Origin of the sequence: Paracoccus simplex (assembly GCF_042648325.1) — a bacterium.
Classification (GTDB): domain Bacteria; phylum Pseudomonadota; class Alphaproteobacteria; order Rhodobacterales; family Rhodobacteraceae; genus Paracoccus; species Paracoccus simplex.
Genome location: NZ_JBHRXE010000001.1, coordinates 14804 through 40996, shown reverse-complemented (window position 1 = coordinate 40996; position 26193 = coordinate 14804). Strand labels below are relative to the sequence as shown.

The 26193-nt window shown below is 69.4% G+C and carries 20 protein-coding genes and 1 pseudogene; 1 reads left to right on the top strand and 20 read right to left on the bottom strand.

Features of this window, described 5'->3' with window-relative positions:
• Positions 1 to 59: 59 nt before the first annotated feature.
• The 12 genes from ACFOMP_RS00175 to araD form a co-directional block, all read right to left on the bottom strand.
• Entirely contained in the window at positions 60 to 1001 is a 942-nt protein-coding gene (locus tag ACFOMP_RS00175) for a 2-hydroxyacid dehydrogenase (protein ID WP_379027341.1), read from the bottom strand.
• A complete protein-coding gene (locus ACFOMP_RS00170) occupies positions 998 to 2620 on the bottom strand; it encodes an ABC transporter ATP-binding protein (RefSeq protein ID WP_379027339.1) in 1623 nt (540 codons plus the stop codon). The genes ACFOMP_RS00175 and ACFOMP_RS00170 overlap by 4 nt, the downstream gene beginning before the upstream one ends.
• Positions 2613 to 3533 carry an ABC transporter permease gene (locus ACFOMP_RS00165; RefSeq protein ID WP_379027337.1) on the bottom strand — a complete coding sequence of 307 codons (921 nt, stop codon included), beginning with the start codon at positions 3531 to 3533 and terminating at the stop codon, positions 2613 to 2615. Before ACFOMP_RS00165 ends, ACFOMP_RS00170 begins: the two co-directional genes overlap by 8 nt.
• Before the next feature lie 9 nt (positions 3534 to 3542).
• Positions 3543 to 4457: an ABC transporter permease gene (locus ACFOMP_RS00160; protein ID WP_379027335.1), complete on the bottom strand. Its 915-nt coding sequence runs from the start codon at positions 4455 to 4457 to the stop codon at positions 3543 to 3545.
• A gap of 129 nt (positions 4458 to 4586) precedes the next feature.
• A complete protein-coding gene (locus tag ACFOMP_RS00155) occupies positions 4587 to 5462 on the bottom strand; it encodes a DMT family transporter (RefSeq protein WP_379027333.1) in 876 nt (291 codons plus the stop codon).
• A gap of 32 nt (positions 5463 to 5494) precedes the next feature.
• On the bottom strand, positions 5495 to 6556 hold the full coding sequence (locus ACFOMP_RS00150; protein ID WP_379027331.1) for an Ldh family oxidoreductase: 1062 nt from the start codon (positions 6554 to 6556) through the stop codon (positions 5495 to 5497).
• A gap of 51 nt (positions 6557 to 6607) precedes the next feature.
• Positions 6608 to 8122 carry an ABC transporter substrate-binding protein gene (locus ACFOMP_RS00145; protein WP_379027329.1) on the bottom strand — a complete coding sequence of 505 codons (1515 nt, stop codon included), beginning with the start codon at positions 8120 to 8122 and terminating at the stop codon, positions 6608 to 6610.
• Positions 8123 to 8240: 118 nt separating this feature from the next.
• Positions 8241 to 9140: a dihydrodipicolinate synthase family protein gene (locus ACFOMP_RS00140; RefSeq protein WP_379027327.1), complete on the bottom strand. Its 900-nt coding sequence runs from the start codon at positions 9138 to 9140 to the stop codon at positions 8241 to 8243.
• Entirely contained in the window at positions 9137 to 10039 is a 903-nt protein-coding gene (locus tag ACFOMP_RS00135) for a 5-dehydro-4-deoxyglucarate dehydratase (protein ID WP_379027501.1), read from the bottom strand. Before ACFOMP_RS00135 ends, ACFOMP_RS00140 begins: the two co-directional genes overlap by 4 nt.
• 14 nt (positions 10040 to 10053) lie before the next feature.
• A complete protein-coding gene (locus ACFOMP_RS00130; protein WP_379027325.1) occupies positions 10054 to 11568 on the bottom strand; it encodes an aldehyde dehydrogenase (NADP(+)) in 1515 nt (504 codons plus the stop codon).
• Between the two features lie 36 nt (positions 11569 to 11604).
• Positions 11605 to 12330 (bottom strand): ribonuclease activity regulator RraA, encoded by a 726-nt coding sequence (locus tag ACFOMP_RS00125; protein WP_379027323.1) that lies wholly within the window; start codon positions 12328 to 12330, stop codon positions 11605 to 11607.
• A 9-nt stretch (positions 12331 to 12339) separates the two neighbouring features.
• Entirely contained in the window at positions 12340 to 14076 is a 1737-nt protein-coding gene (gene araD / locus ACFOMP_RS00120) for an L-arabinonate dehydratase (RefSeq protein ID WP_379027321.1), read from the bottom strand.
• A 142-nt stretch (positions 14077 to 14218) separates the two neighbouring features.
• Between araD and ACFOMP_RS00115 the strand changes: the two genes are divergently transcribed.
• Entirely contained in the window at positions 14219 to 14929 is a 711-nt protein-coding gene (locus ACFOMP_RS00115) for a GntR family transcriptional regulator (protein WP_379027319.1), read from the top strand.
• On the opposite strand, the gene ACFOMP_RS00110 is transcribed toward ACFOMP_RS00115, so the two are convergent.
• From ACFOMP_RS00110 to ACFOMP_RS00075, 8 genes and pseudogenes are all read right to left on the bottom strand, one after another.
• The gene (locus ACFOMP_RS00110; protein WP_289896452.1) at positions 14917 to 15768 is read right to left on the bottom strand and encodes an ABC transporter ATP-binding protein; all 852 of its coding nucleotides are present in this window, start codon (positions 15766 to 15768) and stop codon (positions 14917 to 14919) included. The genes ACFOMP_RS00115 and ACFOMP_RS00110 overlap by 13 nt on opposite strands.
• Complete coding sequence (locus ACFOMP_RS00105) at positions 15765 to 16802, bottom strand: FecCD family ABC transporter permease (protein ID WP_379027317.1); 1038 nt, start codon at positions 16800 to 16802, stop codon at positions 15765 to 15767. Before ACFOMP_RS00105 ends, ACFOMP_RS00110 begins: the two co-directional genes overlap by 4 nt.
• Positions 16803 to 16804: 2 nt before the next feature.
• Positions 16805 to 17830 (bottom strand): FecCD family ABC transporter permease, encoded by a 1026-nt coding sequence (locus ACFOMP_RS00100; RefSeq protein ID WP_379027315.1) that lies wholly within the window; start codon positions 17828 to 17830, stop codon positions 16805 to 16807.
• Entirely contained in the window at positions 17827 to 18846 is a 1020-nt protein-coding gene (locus ACFOMP_RS00095; RefSeq protein WP_379027313.1) for an iron-siderophore ABC transporter substrate-binding protein, read from the bottom strand. Before ACFOMP_RS00095 ends, ACFOMP_RS00100 begins: the two co-directional genes overlap by 4 nt.
• Positions 18847 to 18992: 146 nt before the next feature.
• Positions 18993 to 21005, bottom strand: a pseudogene (locus ACFOMP_RS00090) (TonB-dependent siderophore receptor).
• A gap of 202 nt (positions 21006 to 21207) precedes the next feature.
• Positions 21208 to 22212: a helix-turn-helix domain-containing protein gene (locus ACFOMP_RS00085; RefSeq protein ID WP_379027311.1), complete on the bottom strand. Its 1005-nt coding sequence runs from the start codon at positions 22210 to 22212 to the stop codon at positions 21208 to 21210.
• 1002 nt (positions 22213 to 23214) lie between these two features.
• On the bottom strand, positions 23215 to 24324 hold the full coding sequence (locus ACFOMP_RS00080; protein WP_379027309.1) for a ParB/RepB/Spo0J family partition protein: 1110 nt from the start codon (positions 24322 to 24324) through the stop codon (positions 23215 to 23217).
• The gene (locus tag ACFOMP_RS00075; protein ID WP_379027307.1) at positions 24317 to 25726 is read right to left on the bottom strand and encodes an AAA family ATPase; all 1410 of its coding nucleotides are present in this window, start codon (positions 25724 to 25726) and stop codon (positions 24317 to 24319) included. Before ACFOMP_RS00075 ends, ACFOMP_RS00080 begins: the two co-directional genes overlap by 8 nt.
• Positions 25727 to 26193: the final 467 nt, after the last annotated feature.

Sequence of the window (26193 nt, the reverse complement as noted above, 5' to 3'; positions counted from 1 at the left end):
GTGCCGTATCGCGGGCACGGCAGTGGCGCGCCCCGATGCCGACCGCCGACGCGCCGGCTTCAGTTCACCGGGGTCGGCAGCGGCCTGCCGGCAAAGAAGGCATCCAGATTCTCCACCGTCAATTGCGCCATGCGGTCGCGGGTTTCCTCGGTGCCGCTGGCGTGATGGGGATACAGCGTCACATTCGGCAGCGCCGTCAGCGCCGGGTCGGGCTGCGGCTCGTTCAGGAACACGTCCAGCCCGGCCGAGGCGATGCGGCCGTCGCGCAGCGCCGCGATCAGCGCCGCCTCGTCCACCACCGTGCCGCGCGCGACATTGACCAGCGTGCCGGCCGGCCCCAGCGCGGTCAGCACCGCCCCGGAAACCAGCCCCCGGGTCGCGGCCCCGCCGGGCGTCGCGACGATCAGGATGTCGGCCCAGGCCGCCAGGGCGGCCGGATCGGCGAAATAATCGTAGCCCACGCCAGGCTTGGGCTGGCGGCCGCAATAGCCGATGCGCAGCCCCATCGCCTCGCAGCGCCGGGCGATGGCGCGGCCGATATTGCCCAGGCCGACGATCCCCGCCCGCTTGCCGGCGGCCGAGGCGGTCAGCGGGAACATGCCCTGCCGCCCCCAATCGCCGGAACGGACATAGGCATCGGCCTGAACCAGCCGCCGCCGCGCCGCCAGCATCAGCAGGATCGCCATGTCGGCCACGTCGTCGACCAGCGCCACCGAGGTGTTGGTCAGGGTGATGCCGCGCCGCGTCATCTCGGGCAGGTCCATCAGGTCGAACCCGGCCGAGGAACAGGCAGCCAGCCGCAGCGCCGGCAGCCGGTCCAGCAGCGCCGCATCGACGGCGACATGGCCGTTCACCACCATCGCCGTGCAGAGCGGCCCGGCCTGGGCCAGCACCGCCTCGCGGTCCGGGGCCAGGTCCAGCCGGTGCAGGGTATAGCGCGCCTCGAGCTCCTGCATGAACCGGGGGCGCAGGGGATAGGCGACAAGGACATCAGGCTTCATGCGGTCTCCGGCTGGCGGACGGCGCGGCGGGCGGCCTGGATCTCGGGATCGGGATCAATGCTCGCCGCCAGCAGCGCCCTGGTATAGGGATGGGCGGGGGCGTCGAAGATCTGGCGCACCGGCCCTTCCTCGACGATCTCGCCGGATTTCATGACGATGACGCGATCGGCGAAATCGCGCACCACCGGCAGGTCATGGGCGATGAACAGATAGGACAGGCCGAATTCCCGGCGCAAGCCGTCCAGCAACCCGATCACCTGCGCCTGGATCGACACGTCGAGGGCCGAAACCGCCTCGTCGCAGACGATCAGCTTCGGCTCCATCGCCAGGGCGCGGGCGATGGCGATGCGCTGGCGCTGGCCGCCGGAAAACTGGTGCGGATAGCGCGCGGCCATCTCGGGGTGCAGGCCGACCTTGACCAGCAGATCGGCCACCCGGTCGCGCCACCCGGCCCGGGGCAGGATGTCGGGATGGATGACCCAGGCTTCCGAGATCAGCTGGAACACCGTCATGCGCGGGTTCAGCGATTGCGTCGGATCCTGGAACACCATCTGCAGGTCGCGGCGCAGCCCGAACAGCTGCCGCGGCGCCATCGCCATCAGGTCGTTGCCGCGATAAAGGATGCGGCCGCCGTCCGGGTCGTCCAGCCGCAGGATCGCGCGGGCGAGCGTGGACTTGCCGGACCCGCTTTCGCCCACCACCGCGACGGTTTCTCCCGGCATGATGGTCAGATCGACGCCCTTCAGCGCGCGGAAGGCGCCATAGGATTTCGTCAGCCGCTCGGCCCGCAGCAGCGGCTGGCCGCTCCGGTCGCGCTCGTCCGGCATCGCCCCCTTGCCGGGCGCGGCGTCGATCAGCTTGCGGGTATAGGGATGGCGGGGATTGGCATAGACCTCGGCGGCCGGGCCGGTCTCGACGATGCAGCCGCCGTTCATCACCACCACCCGGTCGGCGATCTCGGCCACCACGCCCAGGTCATGGGTGATCAGCAGCAGGCCCATGCCGGTTTCGGCCTGCAACTCGCCCAGCAGGTCCAGCACCTGCGCCTGCACGGTCACGTCCAGCGCGGTCGTTGGCTCGTCGGCGATCAGGATGTCGGGCTTGCAGGCCAGGGCCATGGCAATCATCAGCCGCTGCCGCTGCCCGCCCGAGAACTGGTGCGGATATTTCCGCATCGCCGCCTCGGGCTCGGGGATGCCGACGCGGCGCAGCAGCTCCAGCGCGCGGACCCGCGCCTGGCCGCGGCTGCCGCCATGGGTCGTCACCATCTCGGCGATCTGCCAGCCGACGGTATAGACCGGGTTCAGATGCGCCAGCGGATCCTGGAAGATCATCGCGATCTTGCAGCCGTTGATCCGGCGGCGCTGCTCGGCGGTCATCGTCAGCATGTCTTGCCCGTTCAGCAGGATCGCGCCCGAGGTGATCCGGCCCGGCGGCATGTCGATCAGGTTCATCACCGCCGAGGCCGAGACCGACTTGCCCGACCCGCTTTCGCCCAGGATCGCCAGCGTCTCGCCGCGGTCCAGATGCCAGCTGACATTCTGCACGGCCGTCACGGTGCCGGCGGCGGTGTGGAACTCGACCGACAGGTCGCGCACTTCCAGCAGGGGCTCAGCCATTCTTGCGGCCTTTCATTTCCAGCCGCCAGCGTTGGGCGGGGTCCAGCGCGATGCGCATCCAGTTCGACAGCAGGTTCAGCGACAGCGTGGTCAGGATGATCGCCAGCCCCGGCCAGAAGGACAGCCACCAGGCGGTGGTCAGGTATTCGCGGCCCTGCGCCACCATCAGGCCCCAGGTGATCTCGGGCGGCTGGATGCCGATGCCCAGGAACGAGAGCGAGCTTTCCGCCAGCATCACGAAGGCGAAATCCAGGGTGGCGATGGTCAGCAACGTCGGCAGCACCACCGGCAGGATGTGGCGGAAGATGATGCGCCGGTCCGAGGCGCCCATGACGCGGGCGGCCTGCACGAACATGCGTTCCCGCACCTCTAGCACCTCGGCGCGGGTGGTGCGCAGATAGACCGGGATGCGGGTGATCGCCAGCACCAGCACGATATTGGCGACCGAGGGCTCCAGCATGTACAGCACGATCACCGCCAGCAGCAGCGACGGGAAGGACATGATCACGTCGCCCAGCCGCATGATCCATTGCGCGGCGCGCTTGCGGCTATAGCCCGCGACTAGGCCCAGCCCGCAGCCCATCACGGCCGAGCACAGCACCGCCGCGCCCGCCACCATCAGCGTGTTCTGCGCCGCGACCACGATGCGCGGCAGCAGCGGCCGGCCCAGCGCATCGGCGCCCAGGACCATCAGCCAGCCCCGCGCCAGGTCGAAGGGCGGGGCGTTGCGGCCGCGCAGGTTCTGCTTCGTCGCCAGATCGCCCATCAGCCAGGGGCCCAGGATCGCGCAGAGCACGGCGACCAGCAGGAACAGGGCGGCGAAGAAGGCCAGCTTGTCGGCCCACAGCATCGCCAGCCAGGTCAGGACCGGGCCGCGCGGCTTGGGGTCTGCGTGGAGTCGGGTGTCGATCATTGCCATCGCTCAATACCGGATGCGGGGATCGAGCATGGCATAGGCGATGTCGATCAACAGGTTCATGATGAAGATGGCGACCGCCGAGACCATGATCGAGGCCAGCACCACCGAGAAGTCGCGCAGCAGGATCGAGTCGATCATCAGCTTGCCGATGCCGGGAAAGCCGAAGATCGTCTCGATCACCACGGCACCGTTCAGGATCGCCGCCGCCTGGTCGCCGATCACGGTGATGACCGGCAGCATGGCGTTGCGCAGCCCGTGCACGAAGATGATCGGCCGGCTGCGCACCCCCTTGGCCCGCGCCGTCTTGACATAGGCCGAGGACAGCACCGTGATCATCGCGCCGCGCACCACCTGCAGGATCAGGCCGAAGGGCCGCACGAACAAGACCGCCACCGGCAGCACCCAGTGCCAGGGCGTCCCGGTGCCCGAGGTCGGCAGCCAGTGCAGGTTCACCGCGAAGATGACGATGGCGACGATGGCCAGCCAGAAATCCGGGGCCGAGGCGCCGATCAGCGAAAAGAAGGTGGCGATGCGGTCGAAGACGCCACCGACCCTGAAGGCCGCCAGCGAGCCGATGACGATGGCGGCGACCGTCACGCAGGTCATGGTGATGACCGCCAGCCGCAGCGTCCAGCCGAAGGCCTGCAGCACCACCTCCATCGCCGGGCGGGCCTGCTGCAGCGATTCCCCGAAATCGCCCTGCGCCAGATCCAGCACATAGCGGCCGAACTGCACGGCCAGCGGGTCGTTGAAGCCGTGCAGCTCGCGGAACTGCTCGCGCGCCTCGATCGAGGCATCCAGGGGCAGGTACAGGTTGGTGGGGTCGCCGGTCAGCCGGGACAGGAAAAAGACTAGGATGACAAGGCCGACCAGCGATATGCCGCTGGCAAGCGCCCGTTTCCCGATGAAGCTGGTCATGGGGTCGACCCCTCCTCCGTTGCGTGGCAGTTCCGACCCTGCCCTCTGGCCGCAGCCCCGGGGGCGACGGCGCCGGCCCTGATCCTCCGCCGGGCCGATGGGGCGAATCGTCGCACCTGAATTGATATATTAGTATCTCTGACGCTCTTGGGAAGAATTTTTTTGCCGCTTGCCGGCCTGCAGCGAAATCAGGCTGGCGGCGACGATGATCCCGGCGCCGATCCAGGTCGAACCGGGCGCGACCTCGGCAAAGACCAGCCAGGCCAGGACCGCCACCGCCGGCAGGCGCAGGAAGTCCAGCGGTGCCAGGAACGAGACATCGGCCAGCGCGAAGGCCCGGGTGATCAGCGTCATGTTCAGCGCCCCCAGCGCGCCCTGCAGGGCCAGTAGCCCAAGCTGCGCCGGGCTGGGTGTCGTCCAGACCGCCGCCGCGGCCAGCAGCCCCAGCGGCACCATGGCGATCAGGTTCCAGGCCACCAGCCGCTGGGTGGTGTCGGCATGGGTCATGTGGCGCAGCATCAGCTGGATCGCCGCCGTCAGCACCGCGCCCGCGAAGGCGAACAGCAGCCAGGGATCGAAGCCGGCGCCGGGGCGCACGACGATCAGCACGCCGCCGAAACCGGCCAGGGCGCCCAGCAGACGCGCGCGGCCGATGCTCTCGCCCAGGAAGACCCAGGCGCCCAGCGTGACCAGCAGCGGCATGGTGAAGGTCAGCGCCATCGCATCGGCCAGCGGCGCATGGGCGAAGGCCACGAAGACCGCGACCAGCGCGGCCAGTTTCAGCCCGGCGCGCAGCACATGCATCCACCGCCAGGGCGAGGCGCGCAGATCGACGCGCCGGATCCAGGGCAGCACCGCCGCCAGCCCGAACAGGGCGCGGAAGAAGCCGATGACCAGCGGATGCACCTCGCCGGCCAGCAGCCGCACGATCACCGCATCCAGCCCGGCCAGCACCGCCGCGGCCAGCATCAGCCCGGCGGCGAGCAGCCCCGAGCGGCCGGTCATGCCCCGGCGGCAACCGGGACCGGGATGCCGGGTCACTGCCGGGACAGCGGCTCGGGCGGCGCGACGCCCAGCCGCTCGGCATGTCTCGCCAGGCGTTGCCAGTCGTTCCCGGCCACCGGCACGCCCAGCCGCAACGCCTCGCGCCGCCTGGCCGAGGCCGCGTCGCCCGGCACCCGCACCGCGCCGCTGTTCCAGGGCGCCGGCGGATTGCTGCGGCAGGCCTCGGCCAGCCAGTCGGATTGTCCGGTAAAGGCGTCCAGCCCGGCGAAGAAAGCCGGGTCGATGACCTGCAGGAAGACGCTTTGCGCCAGCGGGCCGGGCGCCTGGGTATTGGCGCGGCCCTTGCCCGACAGCCCCTGCCCCAGCAGATCGACGATCAGCGCCAGGCCATAGCCCTTGTGCCCCTTCGACGCGCCGCCCAGGGGCATCATGGTGCCGCCGCGCTCGGTGATCTCGCGCGGGTCGTCGGTGGGCTGGCCCTCGGCGGTCAGGCCCCAGGGCTCGGGATAGCGTTCGCCGCGCTTGGCCAGAAGCTGCGTCATCGTGGTGGTGGTGATCGACGAGGACAGATCGACCAGGATCGGATCGCCCGAGGTCGGGAAACCCATGGCCAGCGGGTTCGGCGTCAGCACGGCCCGCGTGCCGCCATAGGGCGCCATCCGCCGCGCCGCCGGGTTCGACACCGACAGCTGCACGATCAGCCCCCGATCCGTCGCCCGCCGCATATAGGCCGAAAGCGCGCAGGTATGGTGGCAATTGCGGATGGCGGCGCCGACGATGCCGTGGTCGCGCACCCGCTCCATCGCCTGAGCCAGCGCGCGGGTCAGCAGCCAGGCGCCGGGCAGCAGCCGCCCGTCCCAGACGAAGCCCGCGCCCTTGTCGGCCACCACCTCGTAGCTGCCGATACCGTTCAGGCTGCCCTCCGCCAGGCATTCCAGATACCAGGGCATCAGCTGCAAGCCATGGGTGTCGTGGCCGATCATGTCGCCCTCGATCAGGATCTCGGCGGTGACGGCGGCCTTGTCGGGCTCCATCCCGGCGCGGGTCAGCAGGGCTTCGGCATAGGCCAGCAGCTCCGAGCGGTCATAGCGCATCGGCATCTCCTCTCACGGGGGCGGGCCGGGCGGTCCCGGCCCGGCTGCCGGTTACCTGAAGCGGATCTGCTGCAATTGCAGTTCCGAATTGGTGGCGATGGTCGGCTTGAAATCCAGCCGCGGCGAGACGCGGGTGAAGCCGACCATGTGGAACATCGGCACATCGGCGATGATCTCGGTATTCACCTTGGTGAACAGCTGCTGCCACAGCGTCGTGCGCGCCTCGCCGGTGGCGGCGCTGGCCTCGGCGATCAGCCGGTCCACCTCGGGGTCGCGGACCATGGAATGCGCGCCGTCCGAGGCGTATTTCACATGCGCGGTAAAGACCGGATCGCCGGTGGCGTTGTCGTGCTGGGACTGGGTCAGCGTCGCCCCGGCATCGGCCACGAAGGGCGAAACGAAATAGTTGTTCCAGACCGAGACGTCATAACTGTCCAGCGCGACGTTCAGGCCGATGTCCTGGAACATCGCCATCATCGCCTCCATCGTCTCGGTGCCGTTGGGATACATGCCGTTGCGGCCGATGATGCGGATGGGCGCGTCGACGTTCACGCCGTCGGCCTTGGCTGCCTCGACCAGGTCGCGGGCGCGGTCGGGATCATAGGGCCAGGCGGGAACATCCGGGTTGTAGCCGATGGTGGTCGGCACGACCAGATGCGTGGCGATCTGCGCATCCGCCGGGAACAGCGTGCCGATCATCGCCTGCCGGTCCACGGCCAGGTTCAGCGCCTCGCGGATGCGGCGGTCGTTCGTGGGCTCCACCCGGGTGTCGATGCGCAGCGAGGTGGTTTCCGAATTCGGATAGCTGAAATCCGTCTCCGGGTTGTTGGCGTCCTGCAAGGCGATCGAGGGCACGATATCCGCCTCGCCCGTCTCGACCATCGCGGCGGCGACCGCGCTGTCCGACCGGAACAGGTAGGTGGCCTTTTCCACCTGCGGCTGCTCGCCCCAGTAATCGGGGTTGCGGGTCAGGGTGATCGACTGGCCGTTCTGCCAGTCGCTGAAGACATAGGGGCCGGTGCCGTTCGGCTTGCGGTCGAACTCGCCGGCCGGCGTGGTCGCGGCCGATTGCACCGGCATCACCGACAGCAGCAAGGGCAGGATCGGCTGCGGCGGGGTGGTGGTGATGCGGATCGTGTGGTCGTCCGGCGTCTCGAAGCCGAACTCCATGCCGCCGAAATACTTGCCGCCGGTTTCGCAGGACAGGTCGGCGTTCTTGTTGCGCTCGATGCTGAACTGCACGTCCTTCGCGGTGAAGGGGCTGCCGTCGTGCCATTTGACCCCGTCGCGCAGCCTGAACTCCCAGGTGTCGGTGTCGACCTGGCTCCATTCCGTCGCCAGGCGCGGCTTCAACCCGCCGTTCACATAGTCGAACTCGATCAGCATCTCGTTCACGTTTTCCGAGATGACGCGGCCGACATCCTGGCGCGCGGCCATGCAGGGCTCGACCACGCTGACGGTTTCGGACAGCACGACCGTCACGTCGCGGCCGCCCTCCTGCCCCAGGGCCGGTGACAGGCCGGCAGCCAGGATCGTCCCCGACAGAAAGATGGCTTTGGTGTTCATGGATCCTCCCTTGCCCGGTTGGGCTGTTTTCATGGCCCGGCGCGGCGGCTGCTGGCGTCCGCTCGCCCCGATTCCGTTTCGCAGTCTAGCCTGTCCCGTATTTACATACATTAATATTTCAATTTTGCGGCAATCCGGCGCGACGCAGGAATTCGGTCATGCGCCGCTGCTGGATCTCGGTCAGCGGCCAGGCGGCGGGCGGGCGGGTCGGGCCGCAATCCTGGCCCATGGCCTGCAAGGCCGCCTTGACGCCGGTGACATTGGTGCCGTTCAGTTCCTGCGCGCGGATCTCCTCGAAAGCCGCCATGCCGGCGATCAGCGCCCGGGCCGCGGCATAGTCGCCGCTCTCAAGCGCGGCATGGATCGCCAGCGAGCGTTCCGGCCAGATGTTGACCAGCCCCGAGGTGAAGCCGCGCGCCCCGACCGCGTAAAGCGCCGGCGCCCAGACCTCGGCCAGCCCGCCGACCCAGATGATGCCGGGATCGCAGGCGGCGATCGCCTCGGCCAGCCGCAACGGGTTGGGCGTCGCCCATTTCACGCCGATCACGCCGGGAATGGCGCAAAGCGCGGCGATGGCCGCGGTGCCGATGGCGTCGTTCCTCAGATACAGCATCAAGGGCAGGCCGCCGCCCGCATCCGCGACGCGGCGGACGTAATCCACCACCCCGCGCGGCGCCGCGAAAGGATCGGGCGGCTGATGCACCATCAGCCCCGCCGCCCCGGCCCGCGCCGCCGCCGCGGCCAGCCGGCAGGCGTCCTTGACCGACCGCCCCACCCCGGCCAGCACCGGCGCCCGGCCGCCGACCATGGCGCAGAGCTCGGCGCAGATCGCCTCGGCCTCGTCCACGGTCAGGCTGTAGAATTCGCCGGTATTGCCGTTGACCACCGGCACATGCAGCCCCGCCGCCAGCGCCCGGTCGAGGATCGGTCCCAGCCGCGCCGGCGCGATCCGGTCCTCGGCATCGAAGGGCGTGACCAGGATGCCCGAGATGCCGGTCAGCGCGGATTGCAGCGTCATGGCGCGCTGTCGATCAGGGCCTGCATCATGCCCATCTCGTCCTCGGTCAGGTCGGTCAGCGGCGCGCGCACCGGGCCGGCATCGAAGCCGCGCAGCCGCACGCCCGCCTTGACGGCCGCCACCGCATAGCCGGCCTTGCGGTCGCGGATCTTCGCGAAGGGATAGTAGAAATCGCGCAGCATCCGTTCGCAGGTGGCGTCGTCGCCCGCGGTAAAGGCCGCATGGAATTTCAGCGCCGTTTCCGGAACGAAGTTGAACACCGCCGAGCTATAGGTCGGCATCCCCGCGCCCTTGTAAGCCTGGGCGAACAGCTCATGCGTGGGCATGCCGCCGATATAGGACAGCCGGTCGCCCAGCAGCACCGTGACGCGGCGCACCATGTCGATATCGCCGGTGCCGTCCTTGAAGCCGATCAGGTTCGGGCATTCGTCGGCCAGCTGCGCCAGCTGTTCGGCGCTGACCCGCGCCTGGCCGCGGTTGTAGACGATCACGCCCATCCGGGTGGCGTTGCAGACGGCACGGATGCGGTCGGCGATGCCCTCGGCCGGGGCCTCGGTCAGGTAATGCGGCAACAGCAGGATGCCGTCGCCGCCGGCCGCCTCGATCTCGCGCGCCATGTCGCAGGCGATGCGGGTGCCGTAGCCGCAACCGGCGATCACCGGCTGATCGCCCGAAACCTGCCGCGCCGTCCGGACCACCTCGACCACCTCGCCCGGGGTCAGCGAGAACAGCTCGCCCGTGCCGCCGGCGACGATCAGCCCGGCCACGGGATAGGAGGACAGCCATTCCAGATGCGCCGCGAAGGGCCTGGGGTTGAAGCGGTCCTGATCGTCGAACGCGGTGACCGGAAATGACAGCAGGCCGGTGCGGATGATCTCGCGCAGCTGGTCGGGGGCGATCATGGGGACATCCTTCATTGCAGATCCTCGGGCAAGAGTTCTTCGGGGAAGTTCTGATAGGCGACGGGGCGCAGGAAGCGGCGGATCGACAGGGTGCCGACCGAGGTGGCGCCGAAATTCGTGCTGGCCGGATAGGGGCCGCCATGCACCATGGCGTCGCAGACCTCGACCCCGGTCGGGAAGCCGTTGACCAGCACCCGGCCGGCCTTGCGTTCCAGAACCGGGCGCAGCGCCTGCGCATCGGCCAGATCGGCCGCGTCCATGTGGATGGTCGCGGTCAGCTGGCCCTGGAAGCCGCGCGCCAGCCGCAGCATCTCGGCCAGGTCGCGCACGCGCACCACCAGACCCAGCGGCCCGAACACCTCCTCGCCCAGCGCGGGGTCCTGCAGCCAGGCCGCGGCCGTGGTCTGGTAAAGGTTCGGGCTGGCCGCGCGGCCATGGCTGTCGGTGGTCAGGACCGGCGTCACCGCATTGCGCGTCTCGAAGCGCGCCTGGCCGTCGCGATAGGCGCGCGCGATGCCCTTGGTCAGCATGGTCTGCGGGGCAACGGCCTCGAGCGCCGCCTTGGCGGCGGCGACGAACCGGTCGGCATCCGCGCCGTCGGCGACCACCGCGATGCCGGGATTGGTGCAGAACTGACCCACGCCCATGCTCAGCGAACCGGCCCAACCGCGGCCCAGATCCTCGGCCCGGGCGCGGGTGGCATGGGGCAGCAGGAACATCGGGTTGACCGAGCCCAGCTCGCCGAAGAACGGGATCGGCTCGGGCCGCGCGGCGCAAAGATCGAACAGCGCCCGGCCCCCGGCAACGGAGCCGGTGAAGCCCACCGCCTTGATCAGCGGATGCTGGACCAGCGCCGCGCCCACCTTGCGGTCGCCGCCCTGGATCAGGCTGAAGGTGCCGGGATGCGTGCCGGTCTTTGCGATGGCGGCATGGATGGCCTCGGCGACGATCTCGCCGGTGCCGGGATGGGCGGAATGGCCCTTGACCACCACCGGGCAGCCGGCGGCCAGGGCGGCGGCGGTGTCGCCCCCCGCCGTCGAGAAGGCCAGCGGGAAGTTCGAGGCGCCGAACACCGCCACCGGCCCGATCGGGCGCTGCACCATGCGGATATCCGGGCGCGGCAGCGGCTGGCGGTCGGGCAACGCGGCATCGTGGCGGCGGTCGAGATGATCGCCCTTGCGGATATGCTCGGCGAACAGCCGCAACTGGCCGACGGTGCGGCCGCGCTCGCCCTGCAGCCGCGCCTCGGGCAGGCCGGTCTCGGCGCTGCCGATCTGGGTGATCGCCTCGGCGCGGGCCTCGATCTCCTCGGCGATGGCCTCCAGCAGCGCGGCGCGGGTCTGGCGCGAGGCATTGCCGTAGCTTCGGAAGGCATCCTCGGCAGCCGCGCAGGAACGGTGCACCAGATCGACGGTGCCGACCGAAAAGCTGCAGGCCGGGCCATGGGCCGGCTCATTGGGAAATTGCCGTTCCGTGGCGATCCAGTCGCCGGCGATCAGGTGCTTGCCATGGGGGGTGTAACGCATCGGAAATCCTTTCCGCGGCTGCGGGCGGCCAAGGGCTCAGCGGCCGGTGCGGGCGCGCCAGTCCTGGTATTTCTGCCGGTTCTCGTCTCTGGTGCAGGGATAAAGGCCGATGATCGCCGCGCCGCCCTGCACCTGTTCCAGCACGAAATCCTCATAGCTTTCCATGCCGGTGCATTCCTCGGCGATCTCGTCGGCCAGATGCGCCGGGATCACCATCACGCCGTCCTTGTCCCCCACCATGATGTCGCCCGGAAACACCGGCGCGTCGCCGCAAGAGATCGGCACGTTGATGTCCAGCGCCTCGTGCAGCGTCAGGTTGGTGGGCGCCGAGGCCCGGGCGAAATAGGCGGGCATGTCCAGCCTGCCGATGCCTTCGGCGTCGCGCATCCCGGCATCGGTGACCACGCCCGCCGCGCCGCGCAGCGCCAGCCGGGTGATGAGGATCGAGCCGGCGGTGGCGGCGCGGGCATCCTTGCGCCCGTCCATGACCAGCACGTGACCGGCCGGGCAGGTCTCGATGGCGACGCGCTGCGGGTGGTCGGCGTTGCGGAAGACGGTGATCGGGTTGCGATCCTCGCGCGCCGGGATATAGCGCAGGGTGAAGGCCGGGCCGACCATGTTCTCGTCCTTGGGCGCGACCGGCACCACGCCCTGGATGAACTGGTTGCGCAGACCCCGTTTATACAGCGCCGTGGCGATGGAGGCGGTCGAGACCGTCTTCAGCTTGGCGCGGGTTTCGTCGGAAAGCGGGTGTTCGGTCATGGTCATGCCTCAGAAAATGTCGGGCTCGCCGGCCGGGCGGCCGAAGTCGGTTTGCAGGAAATCGAAGTCGCAGCCCTGGTCGGCCTGGGTGACGTGCTGCAGGAACATCCAGCCATAGCCGCGCTCGAACCGGGGCTGCGGCGGGGTCCAGGCGGCGCGGCGGCGGGCCAGCTCGGCCTCGTCCACCAGCATGTCCAGGCGGCGCGCGGGCAGGTCCAGCCGCACGATATCGCCGTTCCGCAACAGCGCCAGCGGTCCGCCGACATGGCTTTCCGGCGCGACATGCAGGATGCAGGCGCCGTAGCTGGTCCCCGACATGCGCGCGTCGGAAATCCGCAGCATGTCGCGATGGCCCTGCCTGATCAGCGCCTTGGGGATCGGCAGCATCCCCCATTCCGGAAAGCCCGGCCCGCCCTGCGGCCCGGCATTGCGCAGCACCATCACCGTGTCCGGCGTCACGTCCAGGTCGGGGTCGTCGACGGCCTTCTTCATCTCGGGATAGCTGTCGAAGACCAGCGCCGGGCCCTCGTGAAGGTGAAAGCGCGGATCGCAGGCGGCGGGCTTGATGACCGCGCCGTCCGGGCACAGGTTGCCCTTCAGCACCGCCAGCGAACCTTCGCGATAGACCGGGTTCGACAGCGGCCGGATCACGTCGTCATTATAGACCGCCGCGCCTTCCAGGTTCTCGCCCATGGTCTGGCCGGTGACGGTCATGCAGGACAGGTCCAGCCGGTCCTCGATCCGCTTCATCAGCGCGCGCAACCCGCCGGCGTAATAGAAATCCTCCATCAGGTAGTCCTTGCCCGAGGGCCGGACATTGGCGATCAGCGGCGTGGTGCGGCCCAGCGCGTCCATGTCGTCCAGCGTCAGGTCGATGCCCGCGCGCCGCGCCATGGCGATCAGATGGACCACGGCATTGGTCGAGCAGCCGGTCGCCATCGCCACCACGGCGGCATTCCTGACCGCGGCCTCGGTGACGATCCGGTCGGGGGTCAGATCCTCCCACACCATCTCGACGATGCGGCGGCCACAATCGGCGCCCATGCGCTGATGGTTGGCATCAACGGCAGGGATGGACGAGGCGCCCGGCAGGGTGATCCCCATGGCATCGGCGATGGCGGTCATGGTCGAGGCCGTGCCCATGGTCATGCAGACCCCGGCCGAGCGCGCGATGCCGCCCTGCAGCCCGATCCATTCCTGATCGGTGATATTGCCCGCCCGGCGCTCGTCCCAGTATTTCCAGGCATCCGACCCGGACCCCAGGATGCGCCCGGCATAATTGCCGCGCAGCATCGGGCCGGCCGGCAGATAGATCATCGGGATGCCCGCCGAAATCGCGCCCATGACCAGCCCCGGCGTGGTCTTGTCGCAGCCGCCCATCAGCACCACCCCGTCCAGCGGGTGCGAGCGGATCATCTCCTCGGTCTCCATCGCCAGCATGTTGCGATAAAGCATCGAGGTCGGCTTGGTGAAACTTTCGTCGACCGACAGCGACGGCATCTCGACCGGCAGGCCCCCCGCCTGCAGCACGCCCCGCGCCACGTCCTTGGCGCGTTCGCGGAAATGCGCATGGCAGGTGTTCAGCTCGGACCAGGTGTTCAGGATGCCGATCACCGGCTTGCCGTGGAAATCCGCCTCGCCATAGCCCAGCTGCATCATCCGCGACCGGTGGCCGAAGCTGCGCAGATCGTCCGGCGCAAACCAGCGGGCCGAGCGCAGCTCGCCGGCGGCTTTTTGTCTCGACATGACCCCTCCTCCGCGCCGGAATCACTTGGCGCCTCGTCAGGAATACTAATATTTCAGTTCAACAACTATATCAATAGCGTTATTTCTGTTGTTGACGCCCTGCCCAGCGCTTAGGCTTCGGGCGATCGAAGGAGTGTTCGGAATGGCGACATCGCTTGCGGCCAGCCTGGGCTTGCCCGCCACCCCCAGCCAGGCGGGGGGCAGCACCGTGCAGCGCGTCTATGAAAGCCTGCGCAAGCGCATCATCACCCTGGAACTGCCGCCCGACACCACCCTGTCGCGCGCCGACCTGACCGAGACCTATGGCGTCAGCCAGACCCCGATCCGCGAGGCGCTGCAGCTGCTCAAGCAGGAAGGGCTGGTGCATATCTTCCCGCAATCCAAGACCACGGTGACGCGGATCGACATCCCCCGCACCTACGAGGCGCATTTCCTGCGCGTGGCCCTGGAAACCGAGGTCTGCCGCCGGCTGGCGGCCGAGCGCGACGCCGAGACCGTGACCCGCGCCCGCTCGATCGTGCGCATGCAGGAAGCGATCGCCGACGATTCCAGCCAGATCGCCGTGTTCCAGGAACTGGACGAGCTGTTCCACCAGACGCTGTTCGCCGGCCTCGGCCGCGCCGGGCTGCATCAGCTGGTGCGCGAACGCTCGGGCCATCTGGAGCGCATCCGCCGCCTGCACCTGCCCGAAAAGGGCAAGGTGCTGAACATCCTGGCCGGGCATTACGCCATCCTGGACGGCATCGCCTCGGGCGATCCCGAGGCGGCGATGGCGGCGATCCGCGACCATCTCAGCCAGACCGTGGCCAAGGTCGAGGAATTGCGCCAGGAATTCCCGGCCTATTTCGACTGAGCCTGCCGCGCCTGCGCCTTGCCGCCGGGCTCGGCCGTGGCACCGATGCGGTGCCGGCCGATGGGCAGCATCATCGGCCGGCCCGAGATCGGATCGGTCACCACGCGGCTGTCCAGCCCGAAGACGGCGCGCAAGGTCTCGGCGGTCAGCACCGTCTCGGGCGGGCCCGAGGCGTAAAGCCGGCCCCGGCGCATCGCCACCAGCAGGTCGGCATAGCGCGCCGCCAGGTTCAGGTCGTGCAGCACCATGACGATGGTGGTGCCGCGGGTCAGGTTCAGATCGACCAGCAGGTCCAGCACCTCGACCTGGTGGCTGACATCCAGGAAGGTCGTCGGCTCGTCCAGCAGCAGGATGCCGGTCGCTTGCGCCAGCGCCATGGCGATCCAGACCCGCTGGCGCTGGCCGCCGGACAGCTCGTCCACCGGCCGCTCGGCCAGCTCGGCGGTCCGGGTGGCGTCCAGCGCCGCGGCGACGGCGCGGTCGTCCTCGGCGCTCCAGCGGCTCATCAGACCGTGATGCGGGTGGCGGCCGCGGCCGACCAGCTCGGCCACGGTGATGCCCTCGGGGGCGATGGGCGATTGCGGCAGCAGCCCCAGCGTCCGCGCCAGCTCGCGGGCCGGGATGCGGTGGATGGCGCGGCCGTCCAGCGTCACCTGGCCCTGCGCCGGGGCCAGCAGCCGCGCCAGGCTGCGCAGCAGCGTGGACTTGCCGCAGGCATTGGCCCCGACGATGGCGGTGATGCGGCCCGGCGCGACGGCAAGGTCCAGGTCGCGCAGGATGGCGGCCTCGCCATAGCCGGCGGTCAGCCGCTCGGCGATCAGTCGGTTCTCGGCGGTCACAGCGAGCCTCCTGCGCGGTTCACCCGCACGATCAGGTAGATCAGATAGGGCGCCCCCAGCGCCCCGGTGACGACGCCGACCGGATAGCGGCCCGGCATCAGGAACTGCCCGCAATAATCGCCGGCCAGCACCAGCGCCGCGCCGACCAGCGCCGAGGGCAGCAGCAGCGAGCCGCCGCTGCCGACGATCCGCGCCGCGATCGGCCCCGACAGGAAGGCGACGAAGGCGATGGGCCCGGTGATCGCCGTCGCCACGGCGATCATGCCCACCGCGCAGCCGATCACCAGCGTCCGCGTCGGCCCGACCCGGACGCCAAGCGCGGCGGCCATGTCCTCGCCCATGCGCAGCGCCTCGAGGTCGCGCGACCGCGCCAGCAGCGCCCCGCCCGCCAGCACCAGCACCGCCAGCAGCGGCAGCGCCTGGTCCAGCCGGGCGCCGTTGACGCTGCCGGTCAGCCAGCGCAGCGCCTGCTGCAGATCCCAGGCCGGGGCGCGCGACAGCGTATAGGCGATGACGCTGTGCAGCATGGCGGCGACGCCGATGCCGACCAGGATCAGCCGGGTGCCGGCGACGCCGCCGCGAAAGGACAGCCCGTAGATCGCCAGCGCCACCGCCAGCCCCGCCGCCACGGCCAGGATCGGCACCGCCGGCCCGCTGATCCCCAGCACCACGATGGCCAGCACCGCCGCGGCGCTGGCGCCCGAGCTGATGCCGATGATGTCGGGGCTGGCCAGCGGATTGCGCAACATGATCTGGAAGGCCGCGCCGCCCATGCCGAAGCACAGCCCGGCCAGCACCGACAGCACCGCGCGCGGCAGCCGCAGCTGGCGCACGGTGAAGCCGGCGCCCGGCACCTCCTCGCCGGCCAGCACGCGGATCACCTGCCCGGGCGGGGTGAAGGACTGGCCCAGCATCAGCGTCAGCGCCAGCATTGCGGCGATCAGCAGCGCCAGCCCGGCCAGGATGGCCCGGCGCCGGCGGCAGCGGCGCTGCCGCGCGGCGGCGATGGCGGCAAGCGTAGGGGTGTCGGCCATGGTCACAGCGCGCGCAGCCGCTGGCGGCGCACGATCCAGATGAAGAAGGGCGCGCCGACGAAGGCGGTGACGATGCCCACGTCCAGCTCGCCCGGCCGGGCCAGGATGCGGCCCAGAATGTCCGAGACCAAGAGCAACCCCGCCCCGGCCAGCGCCGAGAAGGGCAGCAGCCAGCGGTGATCGGTGCCGACCAGCAGCCGGCAGCAATGCGGCACCACCAAGCCGACAAAGCCGATGGGGCCGCAGACCGCCGTGGTCGCGCCGCACAGCAGGATGGCGCCCAGCCCGGCGATGGCGCGGGTGCGGGCGACATTCTCGCCCAGGCCGGCGGCCAGTTCGTCGCCCAGCGCCAGCGCGTTCAGCTTGCGCGCCCAAAGCAGGCTGATCGCGAAGCCCGCCGCCAGGAAGGGCAGCACCGGCGCCAGCCGCGCAAAGGTGGCGCCGCCGACGCCGCCGATCTGCCAGGACTGGATGCCCCCGGCGATGTCGCCGCGCGGCAGCACCACCGCGATCACCAGCGACGAGAAGGCCACCGAGGTCGCCGCCCCCGCCAGCGCCAGCTTCAGCGGCGTGGCGCCGCCCCGGCCCAGCGAGCCGATGACATAGACGAAGACCGCCGTCAGCCCGGCGCCCAGGATCGCCGCCCAGATATAGGCCTCGGCCGAGGTGATCGAAAGCCAGGCCACGCCCACCACCACCGCCAGCGCCGCGCCCATGTTGATGCCCAGAATGCCCGGATCGGCCAGCGGGTTGCGGGTGACGCCCTGCAGCAGCGCCCCGGACAGGCCCAGCGCCGCCCCGGCCAGACCGGCCAGCGCGGTGCGCGGCAGCCGCGCGGCGACGGCGGCCTGGCCGATGGTCTCGGCCCGGCCGGCCTGCGCGGCGGCGATGGCGTCCCAGCCCACCTCGCGGGTGCCGATCGCCACCGACAGCCCGCAAAGCAGCGCCACCAGCAGCAGCGCCGCCGCCAGCCCCAGCGTGTTGCACGCCGTCCGGCGGCACGGCAGGGCGCCGGCCTGCATCGTCATCGGGCCTTGCCCGCGGCGGCCTCGGCCAGCCGCGCCACGTAATCGTCCAGCACCCAGGGGATCGACAGCGGCGTCGGGTTGGCCGCCGTGCCCAGGGGATCGCTGCCCAGCATCACCAGCGCATCGTCCCGGACCGCCGGCATGTGCGAGATCAGCGGATCCTGCCGCATCGCCTCGAACAGGTCGCGGCTGCCATAGGTCACCAGGATGTCCACATCGTCGAAGCTGTCGATCCGCTCGGCGCTGACCTGACCCGAGAAACTGCCATCCGCCGAGGCCGCGACCACGCTTTGCGGCGAGCGCAGCCCCAGATCGGCGAAGAACTGCACCCGCGTGTCATGGGTGGTATAGAAACTGACCAGGCTGAGATTGGTGGTGTCGAGATGGGTCACGAACATCGCCGATTTTCCGGCCAGCTGCGGATGTTTGGCCAGCGTGCCGGCGATCCGGCCCTCGATGCGGGCGATCAGCGCCTCGCCCTCGGCCTGCAGGCCCAGGCCGGCGCTGTTCAGCCGGATCATCTCGCGCCAGTCCGTCGCCCAGGGCGTCTCGGGATAGGCGACGACCGGGGCGATCTGGCTCAGCGTGTCGTAATCGGCCCGGCTGAGCCCGGAATAGGCGGCCAGGATGACATCGGGGCGGCTGGCGGCGACCGCCTCGAAGTCGATGCCGTCGCCCTCGTCGAACAGGGCCGGGGGTTCGGCGCCCAGCTCCTGCAGCCGCGCCTCGACCCAGGGCAGCACGCCGTCGCCGTCGTCATCGCCGAAACGCGCCGCGGCGAAGCCGACCGGCACGATGCCCAGCGCCAGCGGCACCTCGTGATTGGCCCAGGCCACGGTGGCGACCCGCTGCGGCCTGGCGGGGATGGTGGTGGTGCCGAAGGCGTGGCGGATCTCCAGCGGAAAGCCCGCCGGCGCCGGGGTCTCGGCGCGGCCGGCCATCGGTGCCAGCGCGGCCAGCAGGGCCCAGGCCAGCAGGGTCCAGGCCAGCACGGGGCGGATTCGGTCTCGGGGCATGATGCGGTTCCTTCCACGGGCGGCGGCCAGGGGCGGTTTCATGCCGCCCGGCGCGAGTCAAGAAAGGGCCGGTCCGGACAAGGACAGGGATCCGCGTCCCGGCCAGCGACGGGCCGCCATCGCAGCGGCGACCCGCAGATCGGATCCTACCAGCGGTGGCGCAAGGTGGCCTGCACGCTGCGGCCGTCGCCATAGAAGATCGAGGTGTTGGTGAAGTTGTATTCCGAGATGTATTTCCGGTCGAACAGGTTCGACACGTTCACCGCCAGCTCGGTCTTGTCGGTCAGCGGATAGCTGGCCATCGCGTCGAAGACCACCGCCGAACCGATCTTGACCGTATTGCCGTCATCCGACCAGCGCGAGCCAAGGAAACGCGCCCCGCCGCCCAGCCGCAGCCCGGCCGCCGGGCTGTTGTCCGCGAAGGTGTAATCCGCCCAGACCGAGGCCAGATGCTTCGGCGTCAGCTCGGGGGAGTTGCCGGCATTCGGGCCGCCGACGATCTCGGAATCCCATTAGGAATAGGAAAACAGCAGGTTGGCCTGGTCGCCGACGGGCATGCGGCCCTCGATCTCCAGCCCGCGCACGTCGATGCGGCCGACCTGCGAATAGGTGAAGTCGTCGTTCACCCGCGGCACGTTGGTCTGGCTCAGGTCGAACAGCGCCGCGCTCAGCAAGGCATCGCCCCCGGCAGGCCGGTATTTCATTCCCAGTTCGTATTGCCGCCCCTCTTGCGGCTCGGGCGCGTCGGTCAGCGCCGGCACATAGCCCGAGGAGACCGGCTCGAAGGATTCCGAATAATTGGCATAGACCGCCAGGTCGGGATTGATCTTGTGGGTCAGGCCCAGGCGCTTGGTGAAGGCGTCCTGCTCGTTCGTGCCGGCAGCGGCGCCGGTATCGGTCCTGACCGTGTCGTAACGCCCGCCCAGCGTCAGGATCCAGCGGTCGCCGAAGGTCAGTTCCTGTTGCAGATAGATGCCGGTCGACTTCTGCGTCATGTCGTAGATGGTGCCGCCCGCCGGGGCAAGGCAGCGCAGGCCGCAGGGCACCGGGTCGTCGATATCGACCGAAGGCACGGTGAAATAATCCACGGCCTCGTCAAGGTCGTCCTTGACATATTCGACGCCCAGCAGCGAACGGCTGCCGACATTGCCGAAGTCGCGGTCGTATTGCAGCTGGTTGTCGATGGCGAAGCGCTTCAGCTCGCCATCGACCTCGTAGGCCGAGCGCAGGACGTCATCGCCGCTGAGCCCGCTGACATAGGCCTGCTTCAGGTTCATGTCGAAAGAGGAATAGCGCGCGTTCTGGCGGAAGGTCAGGCCGTTGCCGAAATCATGGCTGAACTCATAGCCGAAGCTGCGCTCGATCCGGTCGAGCGCATTGAAATCCGGCTCGCCGAAATAGGTGTCGCGCGACGCGGCCGAGCCGACGGGAATGCTGTTTCCGGCATTGCCGTCGATGTCGTAGTAATTCGCCAGCAGCGTCAGCGCCGTCGCATCGCCGGGTTTCCAGGTCAGCGCCCCGGCAAGATAGGCGCGGTCGTCGTTCAGCGCCGGGCTGCCATCCTCGCTGTCCTGCAGTTTCGCGGTCAGGCGATAGGTCCAGGTCCCGTCCGCGTCGATCGGGGCGCCGAAATCCACGCCGGTCTCGGCGATGCCGTCGCCGGCGGTCACGAAGACCTCGCCGAAAGGATCGCTTTGCGGCCGCTTGGTGATGACATTGACCAGCCCGCCCGGCCCGTTCAACCCGAACAGGCTCGAGGTCGAGCCTTTCAGCACCTCGATGCGCTGGACCGAATAGGGCTCGATCCGGCCGCCGGTGAAGTTGAAGGTGCGCAGCGGCAGGCCGTCGCGATAGGTGCCGGATGCCGAAAAGCCGCGGATGCGATAGAAGTCGTAACGGTTGTCGGAACCGTATTCGTCAACCGAAACGCTGGACGTATAGGACAGCGCCTGCATGAGGGTCCGCGGGTCGCGGGTCCGAAGATCGTCCTCGGTCACCGCCGAGACCTGCGCCGGCACCTCCACCAGTTCGGTCGGGGTTTTCGAGCCGGTGGCGGTATGGCCCTCGACGATGGAATTGTCCGCCGCCCGGATCGCGCCGCCGGTCAGGGTCACGGTCTCCAGCACGATGGGTTGGGATTCCACGCCGTCCTGCGCCATTGCGGTGCCTGCCAGCACAAGCGCGGCTCCCGACCAGAGCAGCGACCGGGCGGCACGATGGGACAGGGGTTTGTTCCGGGCGAAGCCGGTTCGTTGCACGGCCATGAGGCACTCCTGTAGTATGATCCTGCTGGCAATGCTGATCTGGCTGGCTTCGACAGGAACGAAGGACTGGCTGGGTCGTTTACCGCAAGCCGGGCGGTTAACCGTCTTGCCGGCACCCGTCTTGAAGGATGCTGCGGTTTTTGTCCAAAGCTGCGGCCCCGGCCGGGATTGGCAAGGCCTGTTGCACATCTGCCACCGCGTGTTCCCCCTGCCCCGCCAGCCGCGCCCGCCGCCACGCCGCCGGCGGCGTGCCGCAGGATTTGCGGAACACCCGCGTCAGATGCGCCTGGTCGGAAAAACCCAGCTGCGCGGCGATGTCGGCCAGCCGCAGCTCGGGATCCAGCAGCAGCCGCTGGGCCAGCCCGATGCGCTGGCCCAGTTGCCATTGCAGCGGCGTCGTGCCGGTGGTGGCCTTGAACACATGCGCGAACCAGCTGTCCGACAGGCCGACGCTCTCGGCCATCTCGGCCACCGTCAGCCGCCGGTCGGGCCGGGCCGCCAGCCGCGCCCGCAGCCGCTTCATCTGCGCCGGCGTCAGCCGCGCCGCCGGGCACGCCTCGGCCTGCTGCGGCAGGTCCAGCAGGGCGCCGAAGATGCTGCCGACCAGGCTTTCGGCATAAAGCCCGTGCCGGCGCGGCGCCGCCACCTCGTCGACCAGCAGCCGCGCCAGCGCGTCGATGGCGGCGGCGTCCTGGGTTTCGACCGGGCGGCGCAGGACCGCCATGGCCTCGGACCGGCCCAGCGGCGGCGACAGGAAGCGCAGCAGCCGGTCCTGATGCACATGCAGGTCCAGATGCGAAAACGCGTGCGGCGCGGTGAAGCGGGTCCAGATCGGCAGCCCGGCCGGCACATAGATCGCCCGCGTCATCGGCCGGCAATGGCGACCGATGCCGCTGTCGCGGTTGGAAAGCCGGATCTGCGAGGCGACGTCGTTGAAGAAGAAGACGATGCGCGGGTCCGGCGACAGGTAATAGCCCCGGGCGCCGGTCTGGCCCTCGGCCTGCCAATAGACGCTGACCAACCCGTCCAGGCCGCGCCATTGCACGGGCGTCGTGGGCCGGATGCCCTCGGTATGGCAGGTCATGGAGTGGCGATAACTCATCGCATGCGGCTCGGCTGGGCCTTCGGGCCTGAAGGCGCGGATGAAAGGGATAACCTACCAAAACCATCAACCATTGCAACCCCTCCCGGCGCCGCCCGGCCGGGATCGGGCGCGGCTCTGTCGCAATTATGCAGCACCTGAACGGCCTGCTCCCGGCCGCCGCGCGCGACACCGGGCCGCCAGGGGCGCAACAGCCGCATTGCGCGGCCCGGTCAGCAACGCCCCGGCCGCAGGGCAACGAACGACAGCCGCGACGCCAGCCGGCATGGCCGCGCCGAGGCCACGCCACGCCCCGCCACGCGCCGATCCTGTCGCGCTTCCTGGTCTGGCGCATCGGCATCGTCTCGGCGCTGTTCACGCCCGGCGCCCTGAAATATTCGAATATGCGCAAAGACGCGGATATGACGGGCGGGCGGCCCGCTGCAGGCCCGCCCTGCCCTCTCCGTTGTCCAAAGGCCGCTTGCAACGGCGCCGCTCGCACGGCCTTTCTCTCAGGCAGGCGGCCTGCCCCCTCGCCCGCCGCGCCGGCCCATTCCCCGGCGCCTTCCCGGCCACCGCAATCTCCGGATATGCCGCGACCCGCCGCGTTGCGGAACGCGCCGCGCGGCCCCCGGAACCGGCCGCCTTTCCGTCTGCCGGATCCCCAGCCATCCGCGCCATCCTGCCCGGGGACGCGCAGCGGCGACAGCCCCACCGCCGGGGCGGCACGGCCCATTCCTCACCGTTGCGCGACTACCCGTCCGGCCAGCGTGCGCCGGCGCCTCCCGCCAGCCGAAACCCCGCAGGCCGGGTTTTTCACCGCGCCAGCAACCGGCAACGAATCCCGGCGCGCGCCGCGCTCAATCCGCAGAATTTTGTGGATATGCGGATCACCCGGATGTCCGCTTCCCTACCCCGTCGGCGACCTGACCAGCCGCTGCCCAAGCATGGCCCAACATGCCATGCCCCGGCCCGGCGATCAAGCCGGGCCGGGGCATGCGCCAGGGTTTCGCTGCGAAACCGTCACTTTTCCAGCAGGGCGCGGATCTCCAGCATCAGGCTTTCCATCAGCTCGTCGTCCAGCGGGCTGCCCTCCAGACGCAGGATGTGGCCCTTGCCGTCCCGGGCCCGGCGGATCAGGATGCCGCTGGTGGTGCGGATGGTCATGTCGTCGATCCAGCCATAGCCCTCCGGCCGGGAGCGCGGTCGCCCGCCGCGGCTCGGCTCGCGCGGCGCGCTTTCCAGCGCCTGCAGCACCGGCTCGATCAGGGTCCATTCCTCCTCGGCATCGGCGGGGACGCGCACCGACAGCGCCTGCCGCAGCCCGGCCTCGGCGCCGTTGCGCAGCGCCGCCGACAGCCGCAGCCCGCGCCGTTCGGTCAACGCCTCGGGAAAGCGCAGCATGTCGCCCAGCTCCTCGAAGATCAGCGCGAAGGACCGCACCTTGGAGCGCTTGGCCTTCGAGCCGGTGGCGAACAGCTTGTTCACCGCATCCTCGGTATTGGCGAAGGCGCCCTGATTGGCGGCGATGACGGCGATGCGGCCGCGCTCGAAATGGCTCAGCTCCTCGCGGACCTCGTTCTCCTCGACCATGGCGACGAAGGCCGCGTCGGTCTCGGTGCGGGGCCGGATCAGGGCGCGGATGCGGCGGTGCTTCTCGGCCTCGGTCAGCTCGTGCAGCGCCCGCACCGCATGCAGCCGGCGATAGCCCGAGATGAGGCCGTAGCGCGGTCCCTGCCCGTCCGGCGCCTCCATCTCGAAGACCTCGATCGGCAGCCGCAGCCCATGCGCGGCGATCGACAGCCGCAGTTCCTGCATGTCCTCGTCGTTCATCACCAGGCGGTCGCGGATCATCGCCGTCTCGTCGATCTGCTCAAGGGGCAGCTCGACGATCAGCAGCCCCTGCTCCTGCGCCGTCCGCAGCCGGGCGGCGTCGACCTCGGTCCGGGCGCGGGCGGCGCGGCTCTCGGTGCTTTCGGCGCTGGTCAGGGCGGCGCTGTCGGCGGCGACCTGGGCGATCGGCGCGATGCCGCGGCCCAGGGCCGGACGCTCGAAGGTTTCGCTGCGAAACTGTTCCTCGATCCGGTCCAGATCGGCGCTGCTCGGGGTCTCCAGCCTTCTGCGCTTAGCCATGCGCCTGCTCCTTCACCTGCGCGGCCCGCTCGGCCTGTTCCATCTGCAGATCCCGCCACCAGGTGCCCAGGATCAGCTCCTTGACCTCGGCCCAGGTGCGGTCGAAGGTCTCGCGGCCGCGCACATAGGTCTCGCGGTTGAACTCGCGGTAATCGGCCTCGTAGATGCCGTTCACCTGTTCGCCGGCCTGGCCGACCATGGCGGTCAGCTCCTGCCGGTAGGTGGTCATGAAATCGCCGAAATAGGCCTGGATGACATTGGCCAGGTCGGTCTGCTGGCCGGCGTCGAAGCGGGTGATGATCGCCCGCACCGCGTCCCATTCGAAGCGCATCTCGGGCAGGCCGTCGCGGCGGCGGGCGGCGTTCTCGCCTTCCTCGACGCTGGCGAAGGTCGAATAGAGCATGTCGAAGAAGCGCCCGGTCGAATCGAATTCCAGGAACGAGGCGCCCAGCGGCACCAGCAGGATATCGGCCGCCGCCAGCGCGTTGATGGTCAGGTAGCCAAGCGCCGGCGGGGTATCCAGGATGATGATGTCGTAGTTGTCGACGATGCGGTCGCTGACCAGCGCATTGCCAAGCGCGTCCCAGAGCGGCCAGCCGCGCAGGCCCATGCGCCAGACCGGCACCTGGAACTCGGCCCAGTAGAGGTTGAGCTGGGCGCCGAGCAGATCGATGTTCGGCCAATGCGTCTTCTGGATCAGATCCTGGGCGGTGATCTTCAGCGCCTCGGTCAGGGTCTCGTCGAAGGGCAGGGGGGTCTGGCCCGCCGCCTCGCGCACCCGGTTCTCGTCCTGCAGGGCCAGGGCGTAATCCTTGGCCAGCAGCGGGAAGGCGGTGGACCATTCGTCGGCCACCTTGCCGCCCATGATCGAGGTCATGCTGCCCTGGCTGTCGAGGTCGATCACCAGCACCTTGTAGCCGTCCAGCGCCGCCGACATGGCCAGATGCGCGGCGGTCGAGGTCTTGCCGACCCCGCCCTTGAAATTGGCCACGGCGATGGTCTTGGCCGGCAGGCCCTCGGGACGCCAGGGCCGGTATTCGCGGCCGGCCGCGCCCTCGGCCGCGAAATGGTCGCGCAGCCGCAGCACGTCGTCGAGGCTGAACCATTTCGAGTTGCCCTCGCCCTGGCCCTGCGGCAGGTCGGGGTTCTTCAGCAGCACGCGGCGGAAATGCGCCGGCGCCACCGGGATCAGGTAGCGGCAGACCTCCCAGGTCGAGAAGCGGCGCAGGCGCTTCCGGCCGTCCGGGGCGTAGCCGCGCTCGGCCAGGTCCTGGCGGCCCTTGGCGGCGAAGGCGGCGGCTTTTGCGAATCGGGCGGTGTCGATAGGCTCGGACAGCCGCTCGGCGGCCCGGGCCGGGTTGATGTTGAAATAAGGGGGAAGGGGATCCTTGCCTGAGGACATGTCACTACCTCTGCGATGTGCTGCTTCGATGGGTGTTTTGGCGAAACTATTACACATCGCCGGGGGCAAGTGAATCGCCCTGCGAGGTTTCGCAGCGAAATTCCTGAAAAATCAGCAGAAAGCAGCAGCATAAAGCTTGTGATTCCTTTCAGGACTTTAGAATCTTTCCATCGTGAAAATCACGATATTTCAGGATGATACGGGCAATCCGGCACCCGTTTTCAGGATCACGGGCACCCGTCTGCGGGACGAAGGGCACCCGATTCCGGGATGGCGGGCACCGATTCGCGGGAACAGGGGTTTCCGGCTGCGGGATCGGCCCGGATATGCGGTTTTCGGCCCGGTTTCGCCCGGATATGCCACCTGCGCCTCCTGTAAACGGGTGCCTTATCGGCCGCGGCGGCGCAAAGGAACCCGTCTACGGGACCCGCCGGCGGCGGTGACGGGAACCCGGATAGCTGTTGTCG

Excerpts from the sequence above, each read along its gene's own strand:
- ACFOMP_RS00075 (WP_379027307.1), bottom strand. The coding sequence starts at position 25,726 with ATGTCCTCAGGCAAGGATCCCCTTCCCCCTTATTTCAACATCAACCCG.
- ACFOMP_RS00080 (WP_379027309.1), bottom strand. The coding sequence starts at position 24,324 with ATGGCTAAGCGCAGAAGGCTGGAGACCCCGAGCAGCGCCGATCTGGAC.
- ACFOMP_RS00145 (WP_379027329.1), bottom strand. The coding sequence starts at position 8,122 with ATGAACACCAAAGCCATCTTTCTGTCGGGGACGATCCTGGCTGCCGGC.
- araD (WP_379027321.1), bottom strand. The coding sequence starts at position 14,076 with ATGTCGAGACAAAAAGCCGCCGGCGAGCTGCGCTCGGCCCGCTGGTTT.
- ACFOMP_RS00140 (WP_379027327.1), bottom strand. The coding sequence starts at position 9,140 with ATGACGCTGCAATCCGCGCTGACCGGCATCTCGGGCATCCTGGTCACG.
- ACFOMP_RS00170 (WP_379027339.1), bottom strand. The coding sequence starts at position 2,620 with ATGGCTGAGCCCCTGCTGGAAGTGCGCGACCTGTCGGTCGAGTTCCAC.
- ACFOMP_RS00175 (WP_379027341.1), bottom strand. The coding sequence starts at position 1,001 with ATGAAGCCTGATGTCCTTGTCGCCTATCCCCTGCGCCCCCGGTTCATG.
- ACFOMP_RS00155 (WP_379027333.1), bottom strand. The coding sequence starts at position 5,462 with ATGACCGGCCGCTCGGGGCTGCTCGCCGCCGGGCTGATGCTGGCCGCG.
- ACFOMP_RS00115 (WP_379027319.1), top strand. The coding sequence starts at position 14,219 with ATGGCGACATCGCTTGCGGCCAGCCTGGGCTTGCCCGCCACCCCCAGC.
- ACFOMP_RS00085 (WP_379027311.1), bottom strand. The coding sequence starts at position 22,212 with ATGAGTTATCGCCACTCCATGACCTGCCATACCGAGGGCATCCGGCCC.
- ACFOMP_RS00125 (WP_379027323.1), bottom strand. The coding sequence starts at position 12,330 with ATGACCGAACACCCGCTTTCCGACGAAACCCGCGCCAAGCTGAAGACG.
- ACFOMP_RS00105 (WP_379027317.1), bottom strand. The coding sequence starts at position 16,802 with ATGGCCGACACCCCTACGCTTGCCGCCATCGCCGCCGCGCGGCAGCGC.
- ACFOMP_RS00130 (WP_379027325.1), bottom strand. The coding sequence starts at position 11,568 with ATGCGTTACACCCCCCATGGCAAGCACCTGATCGCCGGCGACTGGATC.
- ACFOMP_RS00165 (WP_379027337.1), bottom strand. The coding sequence starts at position 3,533 with ATGATCGACACCCGACTCCACGCAGACCCCAAGCCGCGCGGCCCGGTC.
- ACFOMP_RS00100 (WP_379027315.1), bottom strand. The coding sequence starts at position 17,830 with ATGACGATGCAGGCCGGCGCCCTGCCGTGCCGCCGGACGGCGTGCAAC.
- ACFOMP_RS00095 (WP_379027313.1), bottom strand. The coding sequence starts at position 18,846 with ATGCCCCGAGACCGAATCCGCCCCGTGCTGGCCTGGACCCTGCTGGCC.
- ACFOMP_RS00160 (WP_379027335.1), bottom strand. The coding sequence starts at position 4,457 with ATGACCAGCTTCATCGGGAAACGGGCGCTTGCCAGCGGCATATCGCTG.
- ACFOMP_RS00150 (WP_379027331.1), bottom strand. The coding sequence starts at position 6,556 with ATGCGCTATGACCGCTCGGAGCTGCTGGCCTATGCCGAAGCCCTGCTG.